Source organism: Caldivirga maquilingensis IC-167, assembly GCF_000018305.1.
GTDB lineage: Archaea > Thermoproteota > Thermoprotei > Thermoproteales > Thermocladiaceae > Caldivirga > Caldivirga maquilingensis.
On sequence record NC_009954.1, the window covers coordinates 967,873 to 989,989 of the forward strand.

The following is a 22,117-nucleotide window of genomic DNA, read 5'->3' on the forward strand; positions in this document are numbered from 1 at the left end:
GTTTACTCCTTAATAAGCATTAAAGTTTTAAAGCAGAAAGAACAAGTATATGCGTGGGGGAGTTAAGTGTAATTAAGAATCCAGCAGCATTAACGCCAGATTTCATACCGCCTAGGTTAGTTGATAGAGAGGAGCAGATGAGTACACTTAAGATGATTTTTGATGATTACATTAAGTCCCCTGGATCATTCTACGCTAGGGCACTACTCGTGGGCAGTACTGGTACCGGTAAGACTATCACAAGCCTTAAGTTTAAGGAATACGCCTCACGCTCATCAACGGTGAGGTTTATTTATGTACCATGCTGGACACATAGGACAATGCACTCAGCCGTTAGGCATATTGGTGAATCACTGAAGATGAGTATACCTAGGCGTGGTTTTTCATCAGATGAGCTCCTTGAGATAATCTACGATTACTTAAAGGATAATGACATGTACGTGATCATAGTTCTTGATGATGTATTCCACATAGTTAACAATAGTGGTGCGGATTCACTTGGATTATTAATAAGGTTCTATGATGAGCACATAGGGGAGCATGATTACCACTTCTCATTAATACTTATTGATAGGGATGAATCACTATTAGATAAGCTTGATGCTGGGGCTAAAAGCACCCTGGGCAGGAACATAATTAAGTTCCCACCGTACACTAAGGATCAGATTTACGAGATACTTAGAGATAGGGCACAGGAGGCTCTTCATCAAGGTACCTATAATGATGAGATCCTTGAAATGATAAGTGATGTTACTGGAGCTAGAGATGGTGATGGAGGCAGGGGTAACGCTAAGCAGGCTATTGAAATACTATGGAAGGCAGCATTAACAGCGCAGCAGCAGGGCTCTAGGAGGATTCTACCGGAGCATGTTAGGGTTGCCATTAAGAACACGCTGCCTGTTCATGTGGGTGAATTAAAGGGTATGGATCTTCACGAGAAGTTATTCCTACTAGCCATAGTTGAGGCACTGCGTAAGAAGAGGGATGTACCATATGTAACCTTCGGGGAAGCCGAGGAGGAGTACATAATGCTTTGTGAAAGATACGGGTTAAGGACTAAGCGTAGTCATGGTCAATTATGGCATTACTTAAAGGACATGGAGGGTACGTGGAGGATTATTGAAACCAGGTTATCTGGTAAGGGTATGAGAGGTAGAACAACGTTAATATCAATACCATATGAATCACTCAATGTACTGGCTCAGGAGTTAACAAGGATTCTTGACTATGAATTAGCCGTTAGGTGACCCTCATGAACCTAGTTGATGAAATAATGGAATCGAAGATAAGGATTAAGATTATACTATCACTTTATGAATTAGGGGAATTAAACATAACTCAATTATCTAAGATAATAGGCTCAAACTACACGTTAACATTAAAGCATGTTAAAGCCCTTGAAGATATTGGAATAGTTAAGGAAGTTACAATAGGTAGAATGAGAATAATCAAGTTAAACAAGGATACCCCAGCATATAAGCACATTAAAGACCTAGCCAACACGCTCAAGAATCTAATGAACCTACAGCAGTAATTACCAATATGCATTAACTAAATAATAAGTACCACTAAGTAGCACTCATTATTATATTATTTACTTTATTTTAACTATAATACTAAGAAGCGCATATTAAATGGTTTAAATATGTCATCTAGTGGTGGAGGAATAGAAAATATTACTAGAAGTATAACAAGTAGTCTGGTATGGTTAATAGTATGGATTGCGGCATATATGATGGTTGCGGCCATTGTAAACGGTGTATTACCTCAAGTCTTAAGCCCTATATTTAACTACAGGGAATTAGTTCTTAAACCATATGGTGCCTACATAAATATAACGCTAGCATTAATCTTTGGTTATATGATTGTCAAGAGTTTTGCCAACTTCATTTACTGGTCCATGAGAATGAGGTATCCCCACCAGACTGCTGCAGCCATTAGGAGTATCATGACTATATTAGGGATTGGTGCATTACTGGCTGCAATAGCTGGGGGAGTTGCAGGGGGTGCAGCTGGGGTAGCCTTAGGCGGCTTCCTGGCACTTGTCATTGGTTTCGCCTCTCAGCAGGTTTTAGGTCAGGCTGTTGCCGGGATGTTCATATTATTAACGAGGCCATTTAAGATAGGCGACTAAGTGAATATCGTAGGTGAACAAGGTACTGTAGAGGATGCAACAGCACTCTTCACCTACGTTAGGAAAGATGACAACACCCTAGTCCTAATACCGAGTAACTCAATAATAAGTAACAAGATATATCATCTTAAGAAGACTCAATAATTTAATAGATCTTTCATTGCCCATCTATTGATGATAATTATTAACTCATATGATAATAGGCATGGACTTGATATACTGAAGGATTATGCATTAGTCGTACATTTGCTATACAATAGTAAAATATATTAATTTATACTATGTAAAAAATTATTACAACATTTATAAACCATTTTCCTCATCATGAGTAATGTACATTTTTATTGTTAGGTTGATTGTATTTATTAAACTATATAAAAGGTAAATATAATTAATGTAAGGATTATACGAAACTTTTATAAGTCTAGCATCAATACCCTTCTATGGTGGAGCAATCTAATAAAGTGGGATTGAGAAAACACTTAACTTTAGGCGACCTCTTAATCATAGGTGTAGCAGGATCAATAGGTGGCGCTGTATTTTATGGTGCACAAAAGGCTGCTGCAGAAGCGGGTCCTGCAGGCATATTGGCTTATGCATTGGCGCCGGTATTATACTTCTTTATAGCCTTAACTTACATAGACTTAGCGATGGATTATCCTGAGGCAGGTGGTCCATCTAGGTTCGCCATTTATAGCCATGGCCAAGCCACAAACATAATAAATTCCGTTGCTGACTTAATATGGTATCTATTCATACCGCCACTGGAGGCTTACGTGTTTGTTGCACTTGTGGTTAGTGAATTTTATCCAGGTGTTATTAATCCAGCTACGGGTAATTTAACCCTCATTGGTGGTTTAATAGCATTAGCGTTAATAATGATAATGGTTCCCTTAAACTACTACGGTATAGAGGTTTTCACGGTCTCAAATAAGGTGGTTGGTTCCATGAAGTTTGCGTTATACGCCATAATGGCTATTGTTTTCGCACTTACAGCACTTAAGTTTAATCCATACGTGCTCAAGAACTTAACGAACTATGGGGGGTTTATGCCTTACGGTGTTACTGGTTTATTTGCAGCCATGCCAATAGCAATGTTCTCATTTGGTGGAGCTAGGACTATACCGGACTTCGCTGAGGAGATTAAAGGGAAGCGTAGTATTGTACCTGGTCTCATATTAACGGTTGTCGGCCAAGGTGTGATTTACGTAACCTTTGCTGCATTGTTCGTACTTAGTGTTGACTGGGGTGTTTTCCATATAAGGCCAGGTGACTGGTCATCATTTCTAAACATATCTAGAAACCCATACTATTACCTTGCTGCTGCGTATAAGCTACCCTACATGTATATACTCCCCATGCTGTACCTGATTCTAGCATTATTCATGGTTGGTTACGTGTACATGGGTGCTGGAACAAGGGTAATGTTAGCCATGGCTCGTTCTAAGTATGTTGCCGGTAAAATCGGTGAAATACACCCAAGGTATGCAATACCTTACTGGGCCTTAATAATATTTGGCTTAATAGGGGCAGCCATATCATTCCTCTTCGCCCCAGTACCAGGCCTTTATGGAATAGTCAGTGATACAACAGCTGCAGGTTACATAGGGTTTGCTGTTAATCCAATAGCCATGATGGTGCTTAGGAAGCAGGGTGCATCAAAGTATCAAGTACCTGCAGGTTGGTTTGTTTCAGCAACAGCATTTGCGATATCGTCATTAATAGTGTTTTGGAATGGCTGGCCAGCTGTACCCTATGCGGTACTTCTCATGACTGTAGTGGCAGTTATATTAGCTATAATCTACCGGGTTAAGGAGGGTTGGCTTGAGGCGACGTGGTACATTGGTTGGATAGCCTTCGAAACATTAATGGCATACATAGGTTCAGATGGTGCATTAAACATAATACCATTCACATGGGCTACTGCAATAACAGCCATTATTTCACTGGCCGTGTTTTACCCACTAGGTATTATACTTGGATTAAGGCAGAGGAACTTTGAGGTTCATATAAAGGACTTAGGTGGCGTTTGATTAGGCCTATAGGGAGCTAACTTACATTAACCCCATAATCTTAATGCGGTGGAATGCATAATACTTACCCTATAAATAGTTTAATTTGAATTTAATTTATCCATAAGGTTTAACTGATCTTAAAATGCAATGATCCATATGATTATTCTCCATGATGAACCTTACATAGATGATGTAGTCAATTTTTTAAATAAATCACTAATTAAGCCTGTGGATGATGTAGTTAAGGAGAATGATTACGTGCTCCTTTGGCACAGTAATGAGATTAAGCTTGTTGTTAAGGCTAGGAGGAACCTAGTAGTCAGTACAGTTAGGGGTGTGTTAAGGATGAGTGAGATTATTGGTAAGGAGTATGGTTCAAAAATAGTGACTAACCTGGGGTATGTATTTTATATTACTAAACCAGATATAATGGATATATTGCTTAAGATGCCTAGGGTAACTCAACCCATATATCCAAAGGACTCCTCTACATTACTAATCATGCTTAATATTAGGCCGGGGAGTAGGGTACTTGAGGCTGGATTAGGTAGTGGTTACGCTACAGTAATACTTGCGATGCATGCTGGGCCCTTTGGTCAAGTTATCACTGTTGAGAAATCAAGTAAGTACATTAGGGTTGCTAAGGAGACTTTAAGAGCCATGGGTGTGTACGATAATGTTGACGTGATTAATGGTGATGTATCCAGGATTAAGCTTCCAAGTGAGTACTTTAATTCCGCATTGCTTGATATGGGTGATCCATGGAATGCAATACCCAATATCATTAATTCACTTAAACACGGAGGCAACATTGCCGTTTATGTACCCACTATTAGCCAGGTGGAGAGGGTTATTAGTAGTTTGATGGCTTCGGGCTTTATAGATATTAAAATGATTGAGGTTAATTGGAGAGAGTGGAAGACCACGATTAATGAGGTTAGGCCTAAGACCTGGAATCTGTCTCACACAGGCTTCATAATAGTGGCTAAGAGGCCTTAATTCCCTAAAGACTAACTGTGATTTCTCACTTTACTTATCGTTGACCCAGGCGTTAGCATTTTCATTACTATTACTTAGTCTCCTTAACCCACCCCTATGAACAGCATCAACAATATCCTTAAGCACCACAGCTGGGGATTCCTCAATAACAGTCCCGGTTATTATCACGTCAGCCCCCGCTAAGGCTATTGAGTAAGCTGCCTCAGGGCTCTTTATGCCTCCCCCAACCATCAGTATTTTATTCCTCACAGCCCTCTTAACCTTAGCCACCACACTGGATGGTACCGGCTCCCTGGCCCCTGACCCAGCCTCAAGGTAAATTGCCGAGAAGCCCATGTAGTATGCGGCTAACGCGTACGCAACTATCACGTCCTCCATGTGGAATGGTATTGGTTTAGCGTAACTGGCGAAGCCCACTGCTCCACCCTCCCCAACTATTATGTATGCCATTGGTATTGATTCAAGGTTACTGTAGTGCTTAGCCATAAGAACCGCCGCCTGCACTTGAGCCCCAATGATGTAGTATGGGTCTGTTGAGTTTAATACTGAGAGGAAGAGCACTGCGTCGGCTCTTCTACTTAACCCAGCTACACTACCTGGGAATAATATTATAGGCAACTTAACCTCCTGTTTAACAGCGTCAATGTAATTATCCAGTGTACCCTCATTAACGCCATAACTACCGCCAATCATTAGTGCATCGGATCCAGCCTTCTCAGCCCCCTTAGCTAGTTCAATGAACTTATCCATGGTTACCTTGTCAGGGTCAAGTAACGAGAAATGCAACGCCCCCTTCTCTGTAAGCTTATTCATCAAGGATTCAAATACAGTCATTAATCATTTTCAGCCGGTGGGAGTTTTAAGTTATTACTCTTCAACATCAGTGTCAGGCTCTGGGGCGTCAAGGTACTCTATGCCCTCGTCACTGTCTATTATGCCTTGATTCTGTTGATTAGTATTAGTGGTGTTAACCTTAACCTCCACCTGCTTAGTGGGTTTTAATTCACCTGCAAAGTACTTATCAACGAATTTATTATAGTAATCCACGGGTAGTAGGCCATTAACCTTATCGAACACTGCCTCAAGCCCACAGACGCCGCACGTAACCTTAACCTTATTCTCCTTCTTAATTACGGAAACGTTAACCGCAACTGACCCACAGTAGGGGCACTGAAACACAGTTGGCAGCCTCTTCTTAGGTCTTACCAACAATTTACGGGTCTTCCTCCTCTTACCCATGATTCGAAAAAGCGTAAGGCAGCTTAAAATACTTTCCCTCAGGTAACACAATACAATTATTAAGTAATTATTCATTAACAATGGCGTATTAAAGGAAACTTAATGCTTTAAGTCACCGCCTCTCCAGTTTACCGATCTCCTCCATGATGCGTCTATGCTCCTCCCTAATCTGTTCAATCTCCTCCCTAAGCCTCTGATACTCCACACCCCTCTCAAGCTGATCCCTAATCCTCTTAGCCACCTCCCTGGCCAGCCTCCTGATCCTTCCATCAGGATCCCTTGACGCTAATTCATCAAGCGTAGGCAATAGGGCCGGGTGCTTAACCTCATCGGCTGTAGCCACCACAGCGAACCTAACCCTGAATTGACCATCCCTAGCCAACTCAATTAACCTATCAACAGCCTCCCTCCTATCAATAAACCTACCGAGGGCCATTACCGCAGTGGCCCTAACCAAGGTTGGTTTACTGGGCTCAGTGTAATTAAGCACCACCTTAAATGCATTATCAGTACCTAATTCACCTAATCCCCTTAATGCACCCTGCGTTATTACGTAGTTAAAGCCCCCGTAGTCAAGGGCCTTAATTAACTCACCCTCAAGGTCCCTAATCCTTAACCTACCTAGGCTTACTAATGCAGCGTATCTGACGTAATCAGACTCCTTACCATCATTAGCAATAGTGAGGAGGACTTTAGCCACCTCTGCATCACCCTTAAAGTTACCTAAGGCATCAATGATGCTTCTCCTAACCCTCGGGTGCGTGACCCGTTTAAGTAACCTCAGTAACTCTGACTTAGCTGCCTCACCCCCTATCCTACCTAATGCATTAGCTGCCTCAACGGCAACACCCCAGAATGGGTCCTTCTCAATGATTGATGCTAAGGCTTCAACGGCCCTTGGGCTTGCGTTCTTAGCTAGGGCATTAATAGCCTCAATCCTACACATTACATCTTCATCACTTAACTCGCTTATAGCCTCCTCAAGCGGCTTATCGAATTGAGTTACCTTAAGTATCTTGAACTTGGGGTCGATGCAAATGTACTTTGGTTTACTGGGTGCATTTAAGTGAAGTACGTGCTCCTTCTCCTCAATATTCAGTAACCTAACCTCACTATTACCCTCATAAACTATCTTAACCTCAAGCGGTATCTTATAGACAGGGTATGAATCATCACCCTGTGCCTGACTCACACTTAACCTAATTGCTGATTCATCGGGAAGCCAACTCCATGAAACCTTAAGAACAGGGTGACCGGCTGAGTAGACGTATTGCTTAAAGAACCAGGTTAAGTCCTCACCGTAGGCCTCCTCCATGGCTTTCCTTAAATCCTCAGTATCAGCATTACTGAACCTATGCCTATTCAAGTAGGCCTCAATACCCTTCCTGAAGTTTTCCTCGCCTATTATGTTTCTTAACGTGTGTAGTACTAGGGAGCCTTTCTCGTACGTGTGCCTATCAAACATCTCCTCAGGTATTGAGTATAGGTTTGTGACTATTGGCCTTGAGTAACGCCTATACTCATCTAGGTAAGCCCTAAGGTTACCGTAAAGCCTATACACGAATTCATCAAAACCCCTACTGTGGAGTGTGTATAATGCATCGAAGTAGGTTGCGAAGGCTTCATTAAGCCAAATATTACCCCAATCCCTAGTAGTAACCAAGTCACCAAACCACTGATGAGCCAACTCATGAGCAACCAAACCATCAGAGGAAAAATCCTCCCTACCCCTACAGGGCCACTCATCATACGGGCACTCCTCCCTCTTAGTATGCAGTGTGGTGTCTGTTAGTATGGTTACCGTGGTGTTCTCCATACCGCCGTAAATGAATTCATGAACAGCCACCTGCTTATAAACAGGATACGGGTACTTGACGCCTGTGTACTCACTGAAGAATTTAATGGCATCACAGGTGGCTGCAAAGGTTACTTGAGGATCCCCATACCTACCCTTAGGCCAATAGTACTCCAGCTTAACCCCATTGCAGTCTGATTCAAGCTTCTCAAACTCACCTGCGGCGAAGGCTATTAGGTATGGTGAATGCGGGTAATCAAAGACCCAACGCCACGCAGTCTTATCATTAAGATCCTTAACACTCACTAAAACACCGTTTGAAACCGCCATCATGCCCTTTGGTACAGTTATCTCTAATTCGGTTGGGAACTTTATATTGGGGTTATCCGGTAATGGTAACCAGTACCTATTATCCTCACTCTCACCCTGGGTCCAAACCATCTGCGCCGTGTCACCCTTCTCCTTATCAGGTTTTATGAAGTAAGCACCCTTCCTAGGCTTAGTCTCGTAGGTAACCTCAATGATAGTGTTCTGAGAAGCCTCTATGGGTGGGTTGAAGTACAGCCTTAGTATGGAGCCGTCGTAATCCCTCTGGTGGCTTGTGGATAATATGTTCATCTCCTCAGCGTTTAACTCAATGTAACTGAGTCGTCTCCTTGGTATAATCTCGTAAATAACCCTACCTCTAAGTCTACCTTCACTAATGAAGATCTCTAACTGGGCTATTAAACGCCTAACCATGTATGGGTATGATTCGGGGAACCTTGGTTTATAGTCTGGAAACGCAAAGTCCCTACCAATAAGGTACTTCCCATTAACGAACATTATTAAAACCCCTAGGTTAGCGTATTTAAGTAATCCCAGTCATGTTAAAAGAACCCACATTACCCTTTTAGAGTATTCTAGAAACTTAAAGAATGTGGTTTTCAGGATTCATGACTTAATGGAAAGCCAGGTTTAGTTAACTTCTCTAGGTTAAGGATTTCATTAATCTGCTCATCAGTGTACCCTAATTCCCTTAATGCCTCCCTTATTGATAACCCATGCGTTAATCTCCTACCTATTTCAGCGGCTTTATCGTACCCAATTACTGGTGAAATCACTGTTATTAATGATGGGCTACTTTCTGCGTATCTCCTCATCCTATCTGTGTTGGGAACCATTCCATCAATCACAAGGTTAGTAAACTTACTTAACGCCTCAGAGAGCAAGTGGACTTGAAGCACTATGTTATAACCCATTAAAGGCACCCCCATGGCTAATTCAAATTCCCCAAGCATTGATGCAAATTGATTAGCGTGATCTAACCCTACCACTTGAGCCACTGCCAGTAAGGTTGCCTCCACGGTTACTGGGTTAGTTTTACCCGGCATAATACTGCTTCCAGCCACTTCCCCTTGTGTTGGTAAATCAATCTCATTTAACCCAGTCATGGGGCCTGAGAACATTAACCTTATATCCTGTCCCAACCTGTATAAGTCAATGGCTGTTGCCCTTAATGCACCGCTCAAGTTAAGTATATCAGTTAGGAGTTTTAATCCCCTGAACTTATTCGCGGGTTTAAAATCAAGGGATGTGATTTCATTAATCTCCTTTATTACCCTTCCCTGAAATTCCGGGTGGGTATTTAACCCAGTACCCACTGCTGTTCCACCTATGGGTAATTCCTTAACGTAATCCAGGGTGGATTCAATGATCTTTAAGTCGTGGGAGAATGCATCAAGGTAACCACTTAATTCCTGCCCTAGGGTTATGGGTAATGCATCCCTTAAATGAGTCCTACCAGCCTTGATTACGGTATTAAATAATGACGACTTCTCACCTAATGATGTAATTAATTTATTAAGGGCCGGTATGAGGAGTAACATGGAGGAGTGCACAGCCGCTATCCTAATGGCCGTGGATACGGTATCGTTTGATGATTGCCCTAAATTCACGTGATCATTAGGGTGAATTCTCTTCCCTGAAATTTCACCGGCTCTTTCCGCGATTACTTCGTTAATATTCATGTTTAATCCCGTGCCGGAGCCTGTTTGGAATACATCCACTGTTACTTCATCATCAAACCTACCATCCATAACTTCCTTAGATGCCTCCATTATCGCATGCCCAATATCACCACTAAGCAAGCCTAATTCAGTGTTAACCTTCGCTGATGCGTACTTCACTAAACCCATGGCCCATATTACTTGGCGAGGAAACTTTGTCCCAGTGGCCATGAAAAGTCTTGTCGCCGCCTCAGTGTACTTCATAGTGTTGCTTAATTTCAGGGCATTTATTCCTTACAGTATCGGCAACTGGGAAACGACACCCTGTAATAATTCCCCTACTGAGGAGTAGGGTAGTTTTATTAGGCTAAGGATTATGCATGTGGTAAAAAGCTTATTAAGCTATAGGAATACCCTATAGGTTATGTCATCACTGGCCAGCAATGAGGCTAATGAGAAGATAGCCCAGGCACTTTACTACCTGGAGAGGATAATCCACGATATGGGTATACCGAGGAATATTAGGAGGGCTGCCAGTGAGGCTGCTAGGATCCTTAGGAATAATGAAATGAGCCCAGGTTTAAGGGCTTCAACAGTAGTCAGTCTACTTGATGATGCCTTATCCGACCCCAATATGCCTACGTACAGTAGGGTCCTTATACTGCAGATTATCGCTGTTCTGGAGCAGGTAAAGGATATTGTTGGTTAATTATGCTTTACCTAACCTTTCAATGAGTGGTTTTACGCGTACCCGGGAAAGGGTTTACTTAACTGAGTATTGGTGTTGATTTCTAAAACTGCACATAACTGTTTATAACCACTCTGATTAAGCACCTTTACTCATGGAGAGGGCGTTCACTGTTGCCAGTGAGGATGAGGTTATTAGGGGTGAGGTAACTGACGTGTACTTCATTAGGACTGTGGATGTCCTTAAGGCAGCTGGGTTAGATAAGGTTAAGGTTAGGGCTGAATTCCACGTAATGAGTCTTCCAAGGGACTACGAGTGGGCGGTTTACACTGGGTTAAGTGAAGTACTTGAATTAGTGAGGAGGGCTGGACTTAAGGTTAACGTCTACTCAATGCCTGAGGGCACTGTTTTTCAGGCTAAGGAACCATTAATGATCATTGAGGGTAATTACATTGACTTCGCGGTCTATGAGACCCCAATACTGGGTATACTTAGGCATTACTCATCAATATCCTCAAAGGCGGCTAGAATAAAGTATAGGGCAATGAATAAGCAATGCCTATTCTTTGGGGCAAGGGCGCTTCACCCTATTATACAGCCGATGGCTGATAAGGCAGCGTACATGGGTGGGTGTGATGGTGTTGCTAATGTTGTTGGGGCAAGGTTACTTGGTATACCCGCGTCAGGCACTATGCCGCATGCCTTAATGATAGTTTTTAAGGCTGTTAAGAATGATCATACTTTAGCGTGGGTTTGGTTTGATCGGGTGGTTCCAGGGGATGTTCCTAGGATAGTTCTGGCTGATACCTTCCTTGATGAGAGGGAGGAGGCATTAATGGCAGCTAAACTACTGGGTGAGAGGCTGAGTGGTGTAAGGTTAGATACACCAAGCAGTAGGAGGGGTAATATGAAGGCTATAGTGGAGGAGGTTAAGTGGACTCTTGAATTAGCCGGGTATAGGAATGTTAAAATAATAGTGAGCGGTGGCCTTGATGAGGAGGCCGTAAGTGAATTAAGTGATTTAGTGGATTCATTCGGTGTTGGAACATCAATAGCCTTCCCACCCAGTGTGGACATAAGCATGGACATAGTTGAGTATTATGACGAGGGGTTGGGTAAATGGGTACCATTAACTAAGAGGGGTAAGATGCCTGGCTTTAAGCAAGTCTACAGGTGCAGTGGCTTTAGGGACTTCATTACCCCATTCAACTCCACCGTTAAGTGCCCTGATGGTTCAGAGCCCGAGGCTTTAATAAGGAAGGTTTACGATGAGTCAAGCGGCGTATTAGTGAGCAGTAAACCAAGTGATGTTAGGGATCACGTACTTGCCCAATTAAGCGAATTAAAGAAAAGTAATGGTTCAGTATCCGTGTACTTTAGTTCATTGGGGGGCTAAGTTTTTAAAGCACTGCGCATTACTTAGAGTCTACGAACCTACTATTTTATGCAATGGGTGATTTACCTTGAGTGAGGGTGAGAGGAAGGCTGGTGAGTTAGAGTATGTGAGGAGGACTAAGTACCATGTGGAGGATATTAATGGTGTTGAGGTCACTAGCTTTGAAGTACCCTACATAAGGTACTTCGCTGAGGATGAGTTGGTTTACCTTGAGGCTGTCTTGGACTTTAAGAGTACTGATGATTTAATTAAGAGGATTGATGAGAGTAAGCTTGGTAGGAAGACTATAGAGAAGGTGTTTGCCTACAGGCTTAAACAGGGTGATTCAGGTCCTGAACCCTGGCCTGTGGAACCGGCCCTATTACCAAGTTTAATACAAAACAACGCTGAACCTAACCCAGTTTATGAGGTGAAGCCTGATGAGGGGCTTAATGAATTGGTTTCATCGGCATATGGGCTTAATAAATTCATGTTCTCTTACTCAATAAGAATAAACGATATTAATGACTTCCTATTCATAGGGGTTTTAAACAAGGGCTTTTATAAGGAGGTCTACATATTGAGGAATATTGAGCCAATGGCTATTGTTAAATACAATATTTACGTTTAAACCCCTGAAACCCTTACCCTGAAGCCCAGTTTACTTAAGTCTGATGCGAGGGATTCCTCCTCCTCCCTAGTTAAGCCCCTTACTAATGGTTCCTTAACACCCCCGAAGTCGTACTTGAGGAGTTTCACTAAGCTATAATGCACTGCTGGTCTTGGATACTTATTGGCGGTATCCCTCACCTTAGTGACTAAGGCCTGTGTCCTTAATGCATTATTCACGTCTCCATCCTTAGCCCTCCTATACGTGTCGATAACTAGGTTAGTTATTGAGTTGGATAAAGCTGAAATACACCCCTTAGCCCCCACTATTACTGATGGCGCTATCATGTGGTCTGAACCATTAAATACCTCCAGTCCCATTTCAATGAACTGCATTAACTGACCCAAGTCACCACTACTATCCTTTACTCCAGTGATCCTAACCCCATCCTTAATTAACCTGGCAACAATATCCGGAGTCACGTTAAACCCAGCGTTACCTGGGATATTATATATGAACGTTGGAAGTTTGGTTAATTGATTCAGCTTCATGAAATACCTCCTTATTGTTTCATAATCCGGCCTATAGTAAATAGGTACAATTGAGGCAACCGCTGATGCACCATACTTCTCAGCAAGCTTAACAGTACCGGCAACGGTATCCCAATCCAGTGAACCAACTTGAACAACAATAGGCTTATTACCTGAAGCCTCAGCCACAGTCTTAATAACAGCCTCCCTCTCCTCAAGGTTGAGTAAAACACCCATACCGGTGGTGCCGAGGGGGAAGAAGCCATTGACCCCATCCTTAACAAGTGATGAAACATGTGCAGACAAACCATCGGCATCAACCCTCCCATTCTTAAAGGGTATTGTTAAAGCAACCAACACACCCTCCATAATAGCCTATTAATTAGTGCGCTTAAAAATACTCTGGGTAATGTAGGGTTAAGCCTAATAAGTGATACTTAATCTTACGGTTATGGTAAAATTAGGTATTTAATTCTTGCGTATTAATACGTGAAATTAACCAATTACTCTCTCACAATGAGGTAGTCCTTACCTCTAAGAACATACTCACCCCTAACCTTCTCGCCTGTTTCAACATTAACACCACTTACATTTATCTTAACGTCACTCCACCCATGGTTAATGTACGCCACGTAACTGTACTTACTTGACTTAAGCCTAGCCACTTGAACCCACTTACTAGGCGTTAATGCACCAATCCCCTCCCTTCTCAGTATTAGATTATAGAGTAGATGCGCATCATGGTTCTCAAAGGGTTTTGGACTTAGGCCTAACCAATACTCCAGTGGGTAGGTTATGAAGTATACTCTACCTGAACCAACGTTGGAGTATACAATAACTGGGTTACCTGCAGAATCCTTAAGCAATACGTCTCCTCCATTAACCTTAGCTATGGCTCTATCGTAGGTGTAGCCCATTGCTGGTACATTAATGTTAACGTTATCAACCGTTGTATTCAACCCATCGGAGAGTATGGGGTAATTATAGTAGAGGTCTAGTTTAATAGCCCAGTCGATATTCATCCAGAAGCCATAGCAGTACGAAATCACAGCAACCCCACCCTTCTCAACAAATCTCCTAATCTCCTCCTGCGTCTGGGCAAGATACCTTAATGCACATGGTAGGAATAGTACCTTAACGTCACCACTAATCTTACTCCTACCCTCCTCTATGATTACGCCATCTGTTAAGGGTTCCTCAATAATGACCCTTGGGTTCAAGCCGTTTTGAACAAGCATAACGTATGAGGAGAGGAGTGCAGTGGATATTTTACGGGCATCATCCCTTGAGGTGAATGGGTAACTCCAGTATACGTATGATGGGAATAGTACAGCGACAGGATCCTCCACAGGTTCCACATCACCGAGGGTTGAAATTAACCTGGAGAACCTGGTTAATTCATCACCCTGAGGCTTAACCCTCCAATCAACTGTGGTTACACCGAACCTGAGTTCATGAGGGTGATGGGAGTACGGCCTCTGGTTAATTAATGGGAAGTCACTGTAACACCAGCCCCACGCCCCCACGGCTCCACTGATTAAGGAACCCATTAGTACAGTCCTGTAGTAGCCTGCTATGTGCTCATCAGAACCAAGTGTTGATGATGCCCCAAACTCCTCAAGTATTGTGGGCTTCCCTAACCCCCTGCAGGCCTTAATTATTAACTGAGGCATTACAGTATGCCTAACAGCATCAGTGTCAGGGGTGTAGAAGTGAGGCCCCATGTAGTCAACGTAATCCTTATACCTGTATGGGTTAAAGCCATTGAACGCACCCATAATCCCCCAGCACCCATCCCCAGTGGTGACCCAGTGTCCACCATCAAGTGACTTAACTAGACTTGACATTTCCCTAATCCAGTCAGTAACCTTATCCTCACTTGACGTTGCGTATATCGGTAACTCATTGCTAAGTATCCAACCTCTAATGGCTGGATGACCCCTGAACCTTGACACTATGGTCTCAATGAGGACCTTAACCTCATTCCTCAGTTCAAAGAAGTCTCTGCCACCCCTCCATTGAGGATCCCAGTTCTCACCAGACATGTGGCCAACAATGAAGGTTAAGTAAACCCCAACATCATGCTTATGAGCAAGGTCAAGGAACCTCCCCAACCTCCTAAGCATCTCCTCATCAACCCTACCAGGCTCTCTCTGGAAGTCAGGCCAGTAAATGAAGGCTCTAATCACATCAACGCCCAGTTCCCTAATTTGGGCTAATTCCTTATCAACAATCTCCTCGTTAAAGAACCTCCACATCAATGGCCCCCCGCTCTTGCTCCAGTAATTCAAGCCTATTAAGAACATGAGTTAATTCCCTGGGAATAAAGTTTTAAAGTAATACCTCATTAGGCTCATTGAGTACTAATGGCTAGTCAACCACTTCACGTTAACGCTAGGACGACGGCAATAATAATAATCATAAATAGTGTTTTATCAATACCATACCTAGTGTTCAGTTACCTTGGCTTAGGGAGGGTTTCAGCATTAATGGGTATCCTCCTATCAGACTACTTAATAGCGCCGTATTTACCTTGGCCTCTTGGGTTAGTCACATCAATGTTCTTCGACCCATCCATACTTGATTACGTGTTTAATATGCTTACCCTGTTCTTCATCGGCCCATTCTTCGAGCGTAGGTATGGGAGGGGTATGATGTGGAGGGTTTACCTAATTTCAGGATTCTTCTCAGCATTATCAATATTCATATATGGACCCAATACATTCATTGCAGGGGCTTCAGGGGCGTTATTCGGTATGATAGGATTCATAATCGCCCTACCTGATAGGTGGGTAATATTATCTAATCCATGGAACGTAATAGCGATAATATTCCTCCTAACACCATTCGCAGCCAGTTTCGGCATAGCATATCTTGGTCATTTACTGGGTTTCGTAGTTGGTATAGTTTACGGCTATGTTTGGTATAGGAGGGTTGTTAGGTATGGTGCTAGGCTTAGGTATAGGTATTTTTAACACTGAATCAACTTACCCTGGTCTTGCCTGAGAAAACTTTATATAAGCTTATAGGAAAGTCCGCGTGATCATGAATGTCAGTTAGAGTTGTTGAGAAGAGGATAGAGGATATTCTAGAGATAATGAGGAATCCATCACAGATTAGGAATGTTGGTACATTGGCGCACGTTGACCATGGTAAAACAACTACAACGGATTCACTACTCATGGGTGCTGGTTTACTTAGCCCTAAGGTTGCAGGTAAGGCGCTTGCCTTGGATTACGTTGAGATTGAGCAGATAAGGCAAATGACCGTTAAGGCAGCTAACATAAGCCTATACTTCGAGTACGGTGGTAAACCCTACCTTATAAACTTCGTTGATACACCAGGCCACGTTGACTTCACGGGGCATGTGACTAGGTCACTTAGGGTAATGGATGGTGCACTTGTTGTTGTTGATGCAGTGGAGGGTGTTATGACTCAAACCGAGACTGTGGTTAAGCAGGCTATGGAGGAGATGGTTAGGCCAGTGCTCTTCATTAATAAGATAGATAGGTTAATTAAGGAGCTTAGGTTACCTCCACAGGACATTGGTAATAGAATACTCTACATTACTAAGGAGTTTAACTCACTCATTGACTCATACGCGCCACCTGAGTTTAAGGAGAAGTGGAAGGTTAGTGTTAATAAGGGGCAGGTTGCGTTTGGTTCAGCCTTAAGTAAGTGGGGTTTAACAATACCAATGATGCAGGAGAAGGGTATTAAGTTCAGTTACATAATGGATGCCTACGAGAGGAATGCCGTTGATGAGCTTGCTCAGGAATTCCCACTCTACAGGACTCTGTTAACCATGATTATAGAGCATATTCCACCACCTGATGTTGCTCAGAAGTACAGGGTACCTAAGCTGTGGAAGGGTGATTTGAATAGTCCAGTGGGGAAGGCTTTACTTGACGCTGACCCTAATGGCCCATTAGTCATAGCTATAAGTAAGATAAATAAGGATCCCCATGCAGGCTTAATAGCCACTGGTAGAGTCTTCAGTGGAACCATTAGGGAGGGGGATGAGGTTTACATAATTGGGCAGAAGATAACTAAGAAGGTTCTTCAAACATACCTATACATGGGTCCTAATAGGATAATAGTGCCCGAGGTTACTGCAGGGAACATAGTGGCGTTAATGGGTGTTGATGAGGCCAGGGCTGGTGATACTCTTGTGGCGACGGCGCTTAAGGATATTCCACCATTCGAGAAGATGAGGTATGTGTCTGAGCCAGTGGTTACGGTAGCCATAGAGCCTAAGAATCCTAATGATTTAGCTAAGCTAGTTGAGGGTCTTAGGGATCTGGTTATTGAGGATCCAACGTTAAGCCTTAAGATTGATGAGGAGACTGGGCAAATACTGCTGAGTGGTGTTGGTACACTGCACCTTGAGATAGCCACATGGTTACTTAAGGATAGGACTGGCCTAGACTTCGTTGTTTCACAACCATTGGTTAGGTTTAGGGAGACTGTTAGGGCTAGGTCACAGGTCTTTGAGGGTAAGTCACCTAATAAGCATAATAGGCTATACATAAGTGTTGAACCACTTGACGAGGAGTCCATTAGCCTAATACAGTACAGTGAGGTAACTGAGGATATGGATCCGAGAGAGAGGGCTAGGATACTTAGGGAGAAGGCTAATTGGGATACTGATGAGGCTAGGGGTATTTGGGCAATAGATAACCAGTACATTAACGTGCTCATTGATAAGACCAGTGGTATTCAACACCTCAGGGAGATTAGGGATTACATAGTTCAAGGCTTCAGATGGTCAATGTCAGCTGGACCATTGGCCCAGGAACCAATAAGGGGTGTTAAGGTAATACTACATGACGCAGTGGTTCATGAGGATCCAGCCCACAGGGGTCCAGCTCAAATAATGCCCGCCACCAAGAATGCAATATTCGCCAGCTTCCTCTCAGCCAACCCAACGCTGCTTGAGCCTCTCCTACTGATTGACGCTAAGACCACGGTGGATAACATGGGTCCAGTAACCAGTGTAATAACTAGGCATAGGGGTAGGGTTATTGATGTTACTCAGACTGAGACAATGGAGGTGATTGTTAAGGGTGAAATACCTGTAATAGAGTCATTCAACATAAGTGATGAGCTTAGAAGCGCCACAACAGGTAGAGTCTTCTGGAGCCTACAATTCTCACGCTGGGCACCAGTGCCTGAAAGCCTTCGTGAAAGCTTAATACTATCGATTAGGGAGAAGAAGGGGTTACCTAAGGAGTTACCTAAGATTGAGGACTACATTTCGACGATTGCATAAAATGCATATAATGCATTAACCATGAACCATAAAAACACCTTAAGTAACTTAAATTAATACATGGATGATGTCGAGGATTTAAAGAGAAGGTTAATTAAGGAAATATTAGCCTCAAGGGCCAGTGGACGGGATAATAAAATTGAGGTTATGGATTTAAGAGGAATAGGATGTGATGCGCTTAAGAAATTCCTCATGAATTACCAACTAGGTGAACATAATAAAAGGTATAGGGTCCTTCTAGATAATTACACGTGCTTCACTATGATTAAGAGGGCTATACCATTGTTGGGTGGTAAATTATTGGATTTTGGCAGAGAATCAACATATTTATTTATAGAGTATGAGAAGTAATTATAGTTCTATGAATGTGAAATACTTTATTTTAGACTAATGAATATATTCATGTTAGTATATTCATCTTACATTGAGAAATAACCCTTAATAAGGATTAAGGAAGATGCCGCATTAATGCTTGGGAACATAATAGCCCTAGCTAAATTCGTAGAAATTATGATTGCAGGCCTATGCGCAGGCATACTAGGTTCATTAGCTGGCCTAGGTGGTGGGGTTGTACTTACCCCTGTGTTAACCTTATTCGTAGGAATACCAATGATGTATGCCTCTGGTTCAGCCTTAATATCAACCATAGCTACCTCAGCTGGTTCGGCAAGTGTCTATGTTAAGAGGAGGCTGGCTAATGATAGGATTGGGATAAGCCTAGTTACAGCCACCTCAGGTGGTGCTATTGTTGGTTCATTAACCGCTAATTACGTGTATGAGCATGGTTTAACATGGATCATTTACACCGTATTCGGTATAGTGCTTCTACTCTCAATAATACCCACTGTGCAGAGAAGCACATGTGAACTACCACCATTACGTAATCCAGATAAGACAACTAAGCTACTTAGATTATACGGTGTCTGTTATGATCCTGCGCTTAAAATTTGGTATAAGTATTGGGGTGTTCGTTGGTGGTTGGGTGAGTTGATTATGTTTTTTGCTGGTTTTATTAGTGGTTTGCTTGGTATTGGTAGTGGTGCTTTGAAGGTTCTCGGTATGGATTGGGCAATGAACCTACCAATGAAGGTAAGCACAACAACAAGCAACTTCATGATAGGAGTAACAGCAGCCACAAGCAGTTCACTGTATTGGCATTTCGGCTATATTCAACCATTCATAGCCGTTGCTGCGGCAGTGGGGGTATTAATGGGTTCAATGATCGGTACTAGATTATTAATACGGATTACTAATAGACAGATTAGGTGGGTTTTCGTAGGTGTATTGGCATACTTTGGGTTAAGAATGACGCTTAGGGGCTTAGGCAAGGAGCATCTATTACCATTAACATCCCTTGAAAGAAATATAGTGGCGGCAGTCTTTTCAGCCATAGTAATTAGTGCGCTATATCTATTACTTACATATAAGTACACTAATACCGCTGATGAGACAGTCATAATGTATCGTACACAGCCAAGCGACACCAGTTCCATTGAGGAGAAGTTCATAGGCGTAACCAGTGGCTTACTTAAGTATGGAGTACTTGTAAGCGTGTTATTAATGGTAATAGGATTACTAGTAATGGTCGTAACCGGGCACGGTCTTCAATTCCCATTAAGCATAATAACTGATCCATCAAGCCAATTAAATACATCACTAATAGGGACTGCTACAATAATCAGTGGCTTAATTAAATTCGATGGCTTATGTATAATGCTCATTGGGCTTCTTGCATTAATAGCGATACCAATATTAATGATAATCATTAATATGGTTAGGTTCACGCTTGAGCATGACATACTTTACTTAGTATTCACATTGATAGTGTTCATTAATTTGATGCTTGCAATAGTGGTTCTGCCAGTACTCATAAGGTGAAGTTAGGAAGTTGTAATGAAACTAGTATTATATAAAATGTGAAACAATACCTTAATATGTTCATGAATTTATAAGGACCCCTTATGGAAAACTGATTGATAGTTTTTATATGAAAAATGTTTACTAAACCATGCTAAAAGTAATATAAGTAATATGGCAATGCTAACTCTAGTAATGTATGCAATAGGATTAACCCCCTTAGGGAGTCCACTTATCTTCCTAGTTTTATTAATGTGTATATGCATTGTTATAGGCTTTATAGCTGCACTAGCCGGTGTGGGTGGGGGTGTCTTATTTACACCAATAATGATGGCCTTCACATCCATTAACCCTGACATAATTAGGAGTACTGGATTAGCAATAGCAACTATGAGTTCCTTAGTGAGTGCTAAGCCGTACTTACACGGTAACTTAGCTAACTTCAGGCTAGTACTAGTTTCATCGATTCCATATACACTTTTCGCAATAATTGGATCAGTAATAGGGTTACACATAACCAGTGTCTTTGGCTCAGTGGGTAAGTCAATCATAAGGCTGAGCCTTGGTATGCTTGTTTTAGCCATAGCCGCATTATTCATAGTAAGGGGTAATAAGACTGATATACCAAAGCCTCCCAGTGGCGGGGATAAGTTAGCTGAATTACTTAGGCTTAACTCATCGTATGTAGAGAAATCACTTAACCTGCTTATTGAGTATAAGGTGGTGAACCTGCAATGGGGATTGTTGAGTTTAATGGGTATTGGATTAGTGTCAGGTATGTTTGGGCTGGGGGCTGGCTGGGCTATTGTACCTGTCTATAGCATGTTAATGTACATTCCCTTAAAGGTGGCCAGTGCATCAAGCATTGTATTGATAGGTATTGGTGATACCGCTGCAATGTGGGTTTACATTAATAATGGCGCCTTCATTCCGCTCTTCGCGGTACCATGCTTATTAGGTATTATAATTGGTGCACGCCTTGGATCAAGAATAATGCCTAAGGTGAAGATTAGTTGGATAAGGATACTGGTGATTATGGTCATGGTTATTGCCGGCTTAAGGCTAATACAGCAATCATTACCATTACTAATGGGGTGGTTGCAGTGAGTATTGAAAAATCCACTATTAGGGAGGGACCTGAAGCAAGAATATACGGCGACATAGTTTACATACTTGTACTAGTAAGCATATTATTACTCATAATTGGTTGTGTATTAATAATATTAAGGCACAGTGATGCTGCATTCTGCACAATAGGTGGATTACTTAGTGGTGATCCTCCTAATGAATTGAAAATGTGTTATACTGGTTCAATTACAGCAAGGCTTAATGAACTTGAAGGCATAGGTATGACCATTTTCGGTTCAGCGGCAATTATAGGGTTATTATTAACAGCCACAGCATTAATACTAAAGAAGGATATAATATACGTCATTATCTCATTAATATTGGTAACTATATTACTAATATCAGCTTTAGGTATAATTAACGTTAGTTTAGGTTAATACAGTAATTTAATGGCATTATTAATACGGTATTTAAATCAAGGCCTTCTACTTGAAATTAGCAATATAGCTTATGATCGAACCCTCATGCTTAAATATTTGAATTATAA

General features: G+C 42.1%; 19 protein-coding genes and 1 pseudogene. 14 read left to right on the forward strand and 6 right to left on the reverse strand.

The features are described 5' to 3' along the window. The first annotated feature begins 53 nt into the window (after nucleotides 1-53). From CMAQ_RS04715 to CMAQ_RS04735, 5 genes and pseudogenes are all read left to right on the forward strand, one after another. Nucleotides 54-1,247, forward strand: coding sequence for an ORC1-type DNA replication protein (locus tag CMAQ_RS04715; protein ID WP_012185975.1), 1,194 nt, complete (start codon nucleotides 54-56; stop codon nucleotides 1,245-1,247). Nucleotides 1,248-1,252: 5 nt separating this feature from the next. Then, complete coding sequence (locus CMAQ_RS04720; RefSeq protein WP_012185976.1) at nucleotides 1,253-1,534, forward strand: winged helix-turn-helix domain-containing protein; 282 nt, start codon at nucleotides 1,253-1,255, stop codon at nucleotides 1,532-1,534. Between the two features lie 111 nt (nucleotides 1,535-1,645). Then, nucleotides 1,646-2,278, forward strand: a pseudogene (locus CMAQ_RS10960) (mechanosensitive ion channel domain-containing protein). A 299-nt stretch (nucleotides 2,279-2,577) separates the two neighbouring features. Beyond that, nucleotides 2,578-4,167, forward strand: a complete 1,590-nt coding sequence (locus tag CMAQ_RS04730) for an APC family permease (RefSeq protein WP_156769838.1) — start codon at nucleotides 2,578-2,580, stop codon at nucleotides 4,165-4,167. A 210-nt stretch (nucleotides 4,168-4,377) separates the two neighbouring features. Beyond that, nucleotides 4,378-5,148, forward strand: a complete 771-nt coding sequence (locus CMAQ_RS04735) for a tRNA (adenine-N1)-methyltransferase (RefSeq protein ID WP_048062947.1) — start codon at nucleotides 4,378-4,380, stop codon at nucleotides 5,146-5,148. A 30-nt stretch (nucleotides 5,149-5,178) separates the two neighbouring features. On the opposite strand, the gene CMAQ_RS04740 is transcribed toward CMAQ_RS04735, so the two are convergent. The 4 genes from CMAQ_RS04740 to CMAQ_RS04755 all read right to left on the reverse strand — a co-directional run bounded on the left by CMAQ_RS04740 (nucleotide 5,179) and on the right by CMAQ_RS04755 (nucleotide 10,434). Beyond that, entirely contained in the window at nucleotides 5,179-5,982 is an 804-nt protein-coding gene (locus tag CMAQ_RS04740) for a phosphoglycerol geranylgeranyltransferase (RefSeq protein WP_012185979.1), read from the reverse strand. A 33-nt stretch (nucleotides 5,983-6,015) separates the two neighbouring features. Then, complete coding sequence (locus CMAQ_RS04745; protein ID WP_083755286.1) at nucleotides 6,016-6,387, reverse strand: hypothetical protein; 372 nt, start codon at nucleotides 6,385-6,387, stop codon at nucleotides 6,016-6,018. Nucleotides 6,388-6,499: 112 nt separating this feature from the next. Beyond that, on the reverse strand, nucleotides 6,500-9,007 hold the full coding sequence (locus CMAQ_RS04750; RefSeq protein WP_012185981.1) for a M1 family metallopeptidase: 2,508 nt from the start codon (nucleotides 9,005-9,007) through the stop codon (nucleotides 6,500-6,502). A 101-nt stretch (nucleotides 9,008-9,108) separates the two neighbouring features. Further along, nucleotides 9,109-10,434, reverse strand: coding sequence for a class II fumarate hydratase (locus tag CMAQ_RS04755; RefSeq protein WP_012185982.1), 1,326 nt, complete (start codon nucleotides 10,432-10,434; stop codon nucleotides 9,109-9,111). Between the two features lie 160 nt (nucleotides 10,435-10,594). Here CMAQ_RS04755 and CMAQ_RS04760 point away from each other — a divergent pair, with 160 nt between their 5' ends. From CMAQ_RS04760 to CMAQ_RS10380, 3 genes are all read left to right on the forward strand, one after another. After that, nucleotides 10,595-10,879: a stationary phase-response protein gene (locus tag CMAQ_RS04760; RefSeq protein WP_012185983.1), complete on the forward strand. Its 285-nt coding sequence runs from the start codon at nucleotides 10,595-10,597 to the stop codon at nucleotides 10,877-10,879. 133 nt (nucleotides 10,880-11,012) lie between these two features. Next, on the forward strand, nucleotides 11,013-12,254 hold the full coding sequence (locus tag CMAQ_RS04765; RefSeq protein ID WP_012185984.1) for a nicotinate phosphoribosyltransferase: 1,242 nt from the start codon (nucleotides 11,013-11,015) through the stop codon (nucleotides 12,252-12,254). 67 nt (nucleotides 12,255-12,321) lie between these two features. After that, nucleotides 12,322-12,864 (forward strand): hypothetical protein, encoded by a 543-nt coding sequence (locus CMAQ_RS10380; protein ID WP_012185985.1) that lies wholly within the window; start codon nucleotides 12,322-12,324, stop codon nucleotides 12,862-12,864. Here CMAQ_RS10380 and CMAQ_RS04775 read toward each other — a convergent pair. Continuing rightward, nucleotides 12,861-13,742, reverse strand: coding sequence for a dihydrodipicolinate synthase family protein (locus CMAQ_RS04775; RefSeq protein WP_012185986.1), 882 nt, complete (start codon nucleotides 13,740-13,742; stop codon nucleotides 12,861-12,863). The two genes, CMAQ_RS10380 and CMAQ_RS04775, sit on opposite strands and share 4 nt — an antisense overlap. A gap of 134 nt (nucleotides 13,743-13,876) precedes the next feature. Beyond that, nucleotides 13,877-15,679, reverse strand: a complete 1,803-nt coding sequence (locus CMAQ_RS04780; RefSeq protein ID WP_012185987.1) for a glycoside hydrolase 5 family protein — start codon at nucleotides 15,677-15,679, stop codon at nucleotides 13,877-13,879. A 60-nt stretch (nucleotides 15,680-15,739) separates the two neighbouring features. Between CMAQ_RS04780 and CMAQ_RS04785 the strand changes: the two genes are divergently transcribed. The 6 genes from CMAQ_RS04785 (at nucleotide 15,740) to CMAQ_RS04810 (ending at nucleotide 22,007) form a co-directional block, all read left to right on the forward strand. Continuing rightward, a complete protein-coding gene (locus CMAQ_RS04785; protein ID WP_012185988.1) occupies nucleotides 15,740-16,348 on the forward strand; it encodes a rhomboid family intramembrane serine protease in 609 nt (202 codons plus the stop codon). 74 nt (nucleotides 16,349-16,422) lie between these two features. Next, nucleotides 16,423-18,645 (forward strand): elongation factor EF-2, encoded by a 2,223-nt coding sequence (locus CMAQ_RS04790; RefSeq protein ID WP_012185989.1) that lies wholly within the window; start codon nucleotides 16,423-16,425, stop codon nucleotides 18,643-18,645. Between the two features lie 60 nt (nucleotides 18,646-18,705). Beyond that, complete coding sequence (locus CMAQ_RS04795; RefSeq protein ID WP_012185990.1) at nucleotides 18,706-18,996, forward strand: hypothetical protein; 291 nt, start codon at nucleotides 18,706-18,708, stop codon at nucleotides 18,994-18,996. 117 nt (nucleotides 18,997-19,113) lie between these two features. Beyond that, the gene (locus tag CMAQ_RS04800) at nucleotides 19,114-20,523 is read left to right on the forward strand and encodes a TSUP family transporter (RefSeq protein ID WP_012185991.1); all 1,410 of its coding nucleotides are present in this window, start codon (nucleotides 19,114-19,116) and stop codon (nucleotides 20,521-20,523) included. 153 nt (nucleotides 20,524-20,676) lie between these two features. Beyond that, nucleotides 20,677-21,609, forward strand: a complete 933-nt coding sequence (locus tag CMAQ_RS04805) for a sulfite exporter TauE/SafE family protein (RefSeq protein WP_012185992.1) — start codon at nucleotides 20,677-20,679, stop codon at nucleotides 21,607-21,609. Continuing rightward, entirely contained in the window at nucleotides 21,606-22,007 is a 402-nt protein-coding gene (locus tag CMAQ_RS04810) for a DUF1634 domain-containing protein (RefSeq protein ID WP_012185993.1), read from the forward strand. The genes CMAQ_RS04805 and CMAQ_RS04810 overlap by 4 nt, the downstream gene beginning before the upstream one ends. The last annotated feature ends 110 nt before the right edge of the window (nucleotides 22,008-22,117 follow it).

Bases quoted from the DNA above. Each gene is read 5' to 3' on its own strand.
- CMAQ_RS04740 (WP_012185979.1), bottom strand. From the start codon at position 5,982: ATGACTGTATTTGAATCCTTGATGAATAAGCTTACAGAGAAGGGGGCG.
- CMAQ_RS04780 (WP_012185987.1), bottom strand. From the start codon at position 15,679: ATGTTCTTAATAGGCTTGAATTACTGGAGCAAGAGCGGGGGGCCATTG.
- CMAQ_RS04790 (WP_012185989.1), top strand. From the start codon at position 16,423: ATGTCAGTTAGAGTTGTTGAGAAGAGGATAGAGGATATTCTAGAGATA.
- CMAQ_RS04745 (WP_083755286.1), bottom strand. From the start codon at position 6,387: ATGGGTAAGAGGAGGAAGACCCGTAAATTGTTGGTAAGACCTAAGAAG.
- CMAQ_RS04795 (WP_012185990.1), top strand. From the start codon at position 18,706: ATGGATGATGTCGAGGATTTAAAGAGAAGGTTAATTAAGGAAATATTA.
- CMAQ_RS04755 (WP_012185982.1), bottom strand. From the start codon at position 10,434: ATGAAGTACACTGAGGCGGCGACAAGACTTTTCATGGCCACTGGGACA.
- CMAQ_RS04730 (WP_156769838.1), top strand. From the start codon at position 2,578: ATGGTGGAGCAATCTAATAAAGTGGGATTGAGAAAACACTTAACTTTA.
- CMAQ_RS04805 (WP_012185992.1), top strand. From the start codon at position 20,677: ATGGCAATGCTAACTCTAGTAATGTATGCAATAGGATTAACCCCCTTA.
- CMAQ_RS04765 (WP_012185984.1), top strand. From the start codon at position 11,013: ATGGAGAGGGCGTTCACTGTTGCCAGTGAGGATGAGGTTATTAGGGGT.
- CMAQ_RS04775 (WP_012185986.1), bottom strand. From the start codon at position 13,742: ATGGAGGGTGTGTTGGTTGCTTTAACAATACCCTTTAAGAATGGGAGG.
- CMAQ_RS04760 (WP_012185983.1), top strand. From the start codon at position 10,595: ATGTCATCACTGGCCAGCAATGAGGCTAATGAGAAGATAGCCCAGGCA.
- CMAQ_RS04800 (WP_012185991.1), top strand. From the start codon at position 19,114: ATGCTTGGGAACATAATAGCCCTAGCTAAATTCGTAGAAATTATGATT.
- CMAQ_RS04785 (WP_012185988.1), top strand. From the start codon at position 15,740: ATGGCTAGTCAACCACTTCACGTTAACGCTAGGACGACGGCAATAATA.
- CMAQ_RS04750 (WP_012185981.1), bottom strand. From the start codon at position 9,007: ATGTTCGTTAATGGGAAGTACCTTATTGGTAGGGACTTTGCGTTTCCA.
- CMAQ_RS04720 (WP_012185976.1), top strand. From the start codon at position 1,253: ATGAACCTAGTTGATGAAATAATGGAATCGAAGATAAGGATTAAGATT.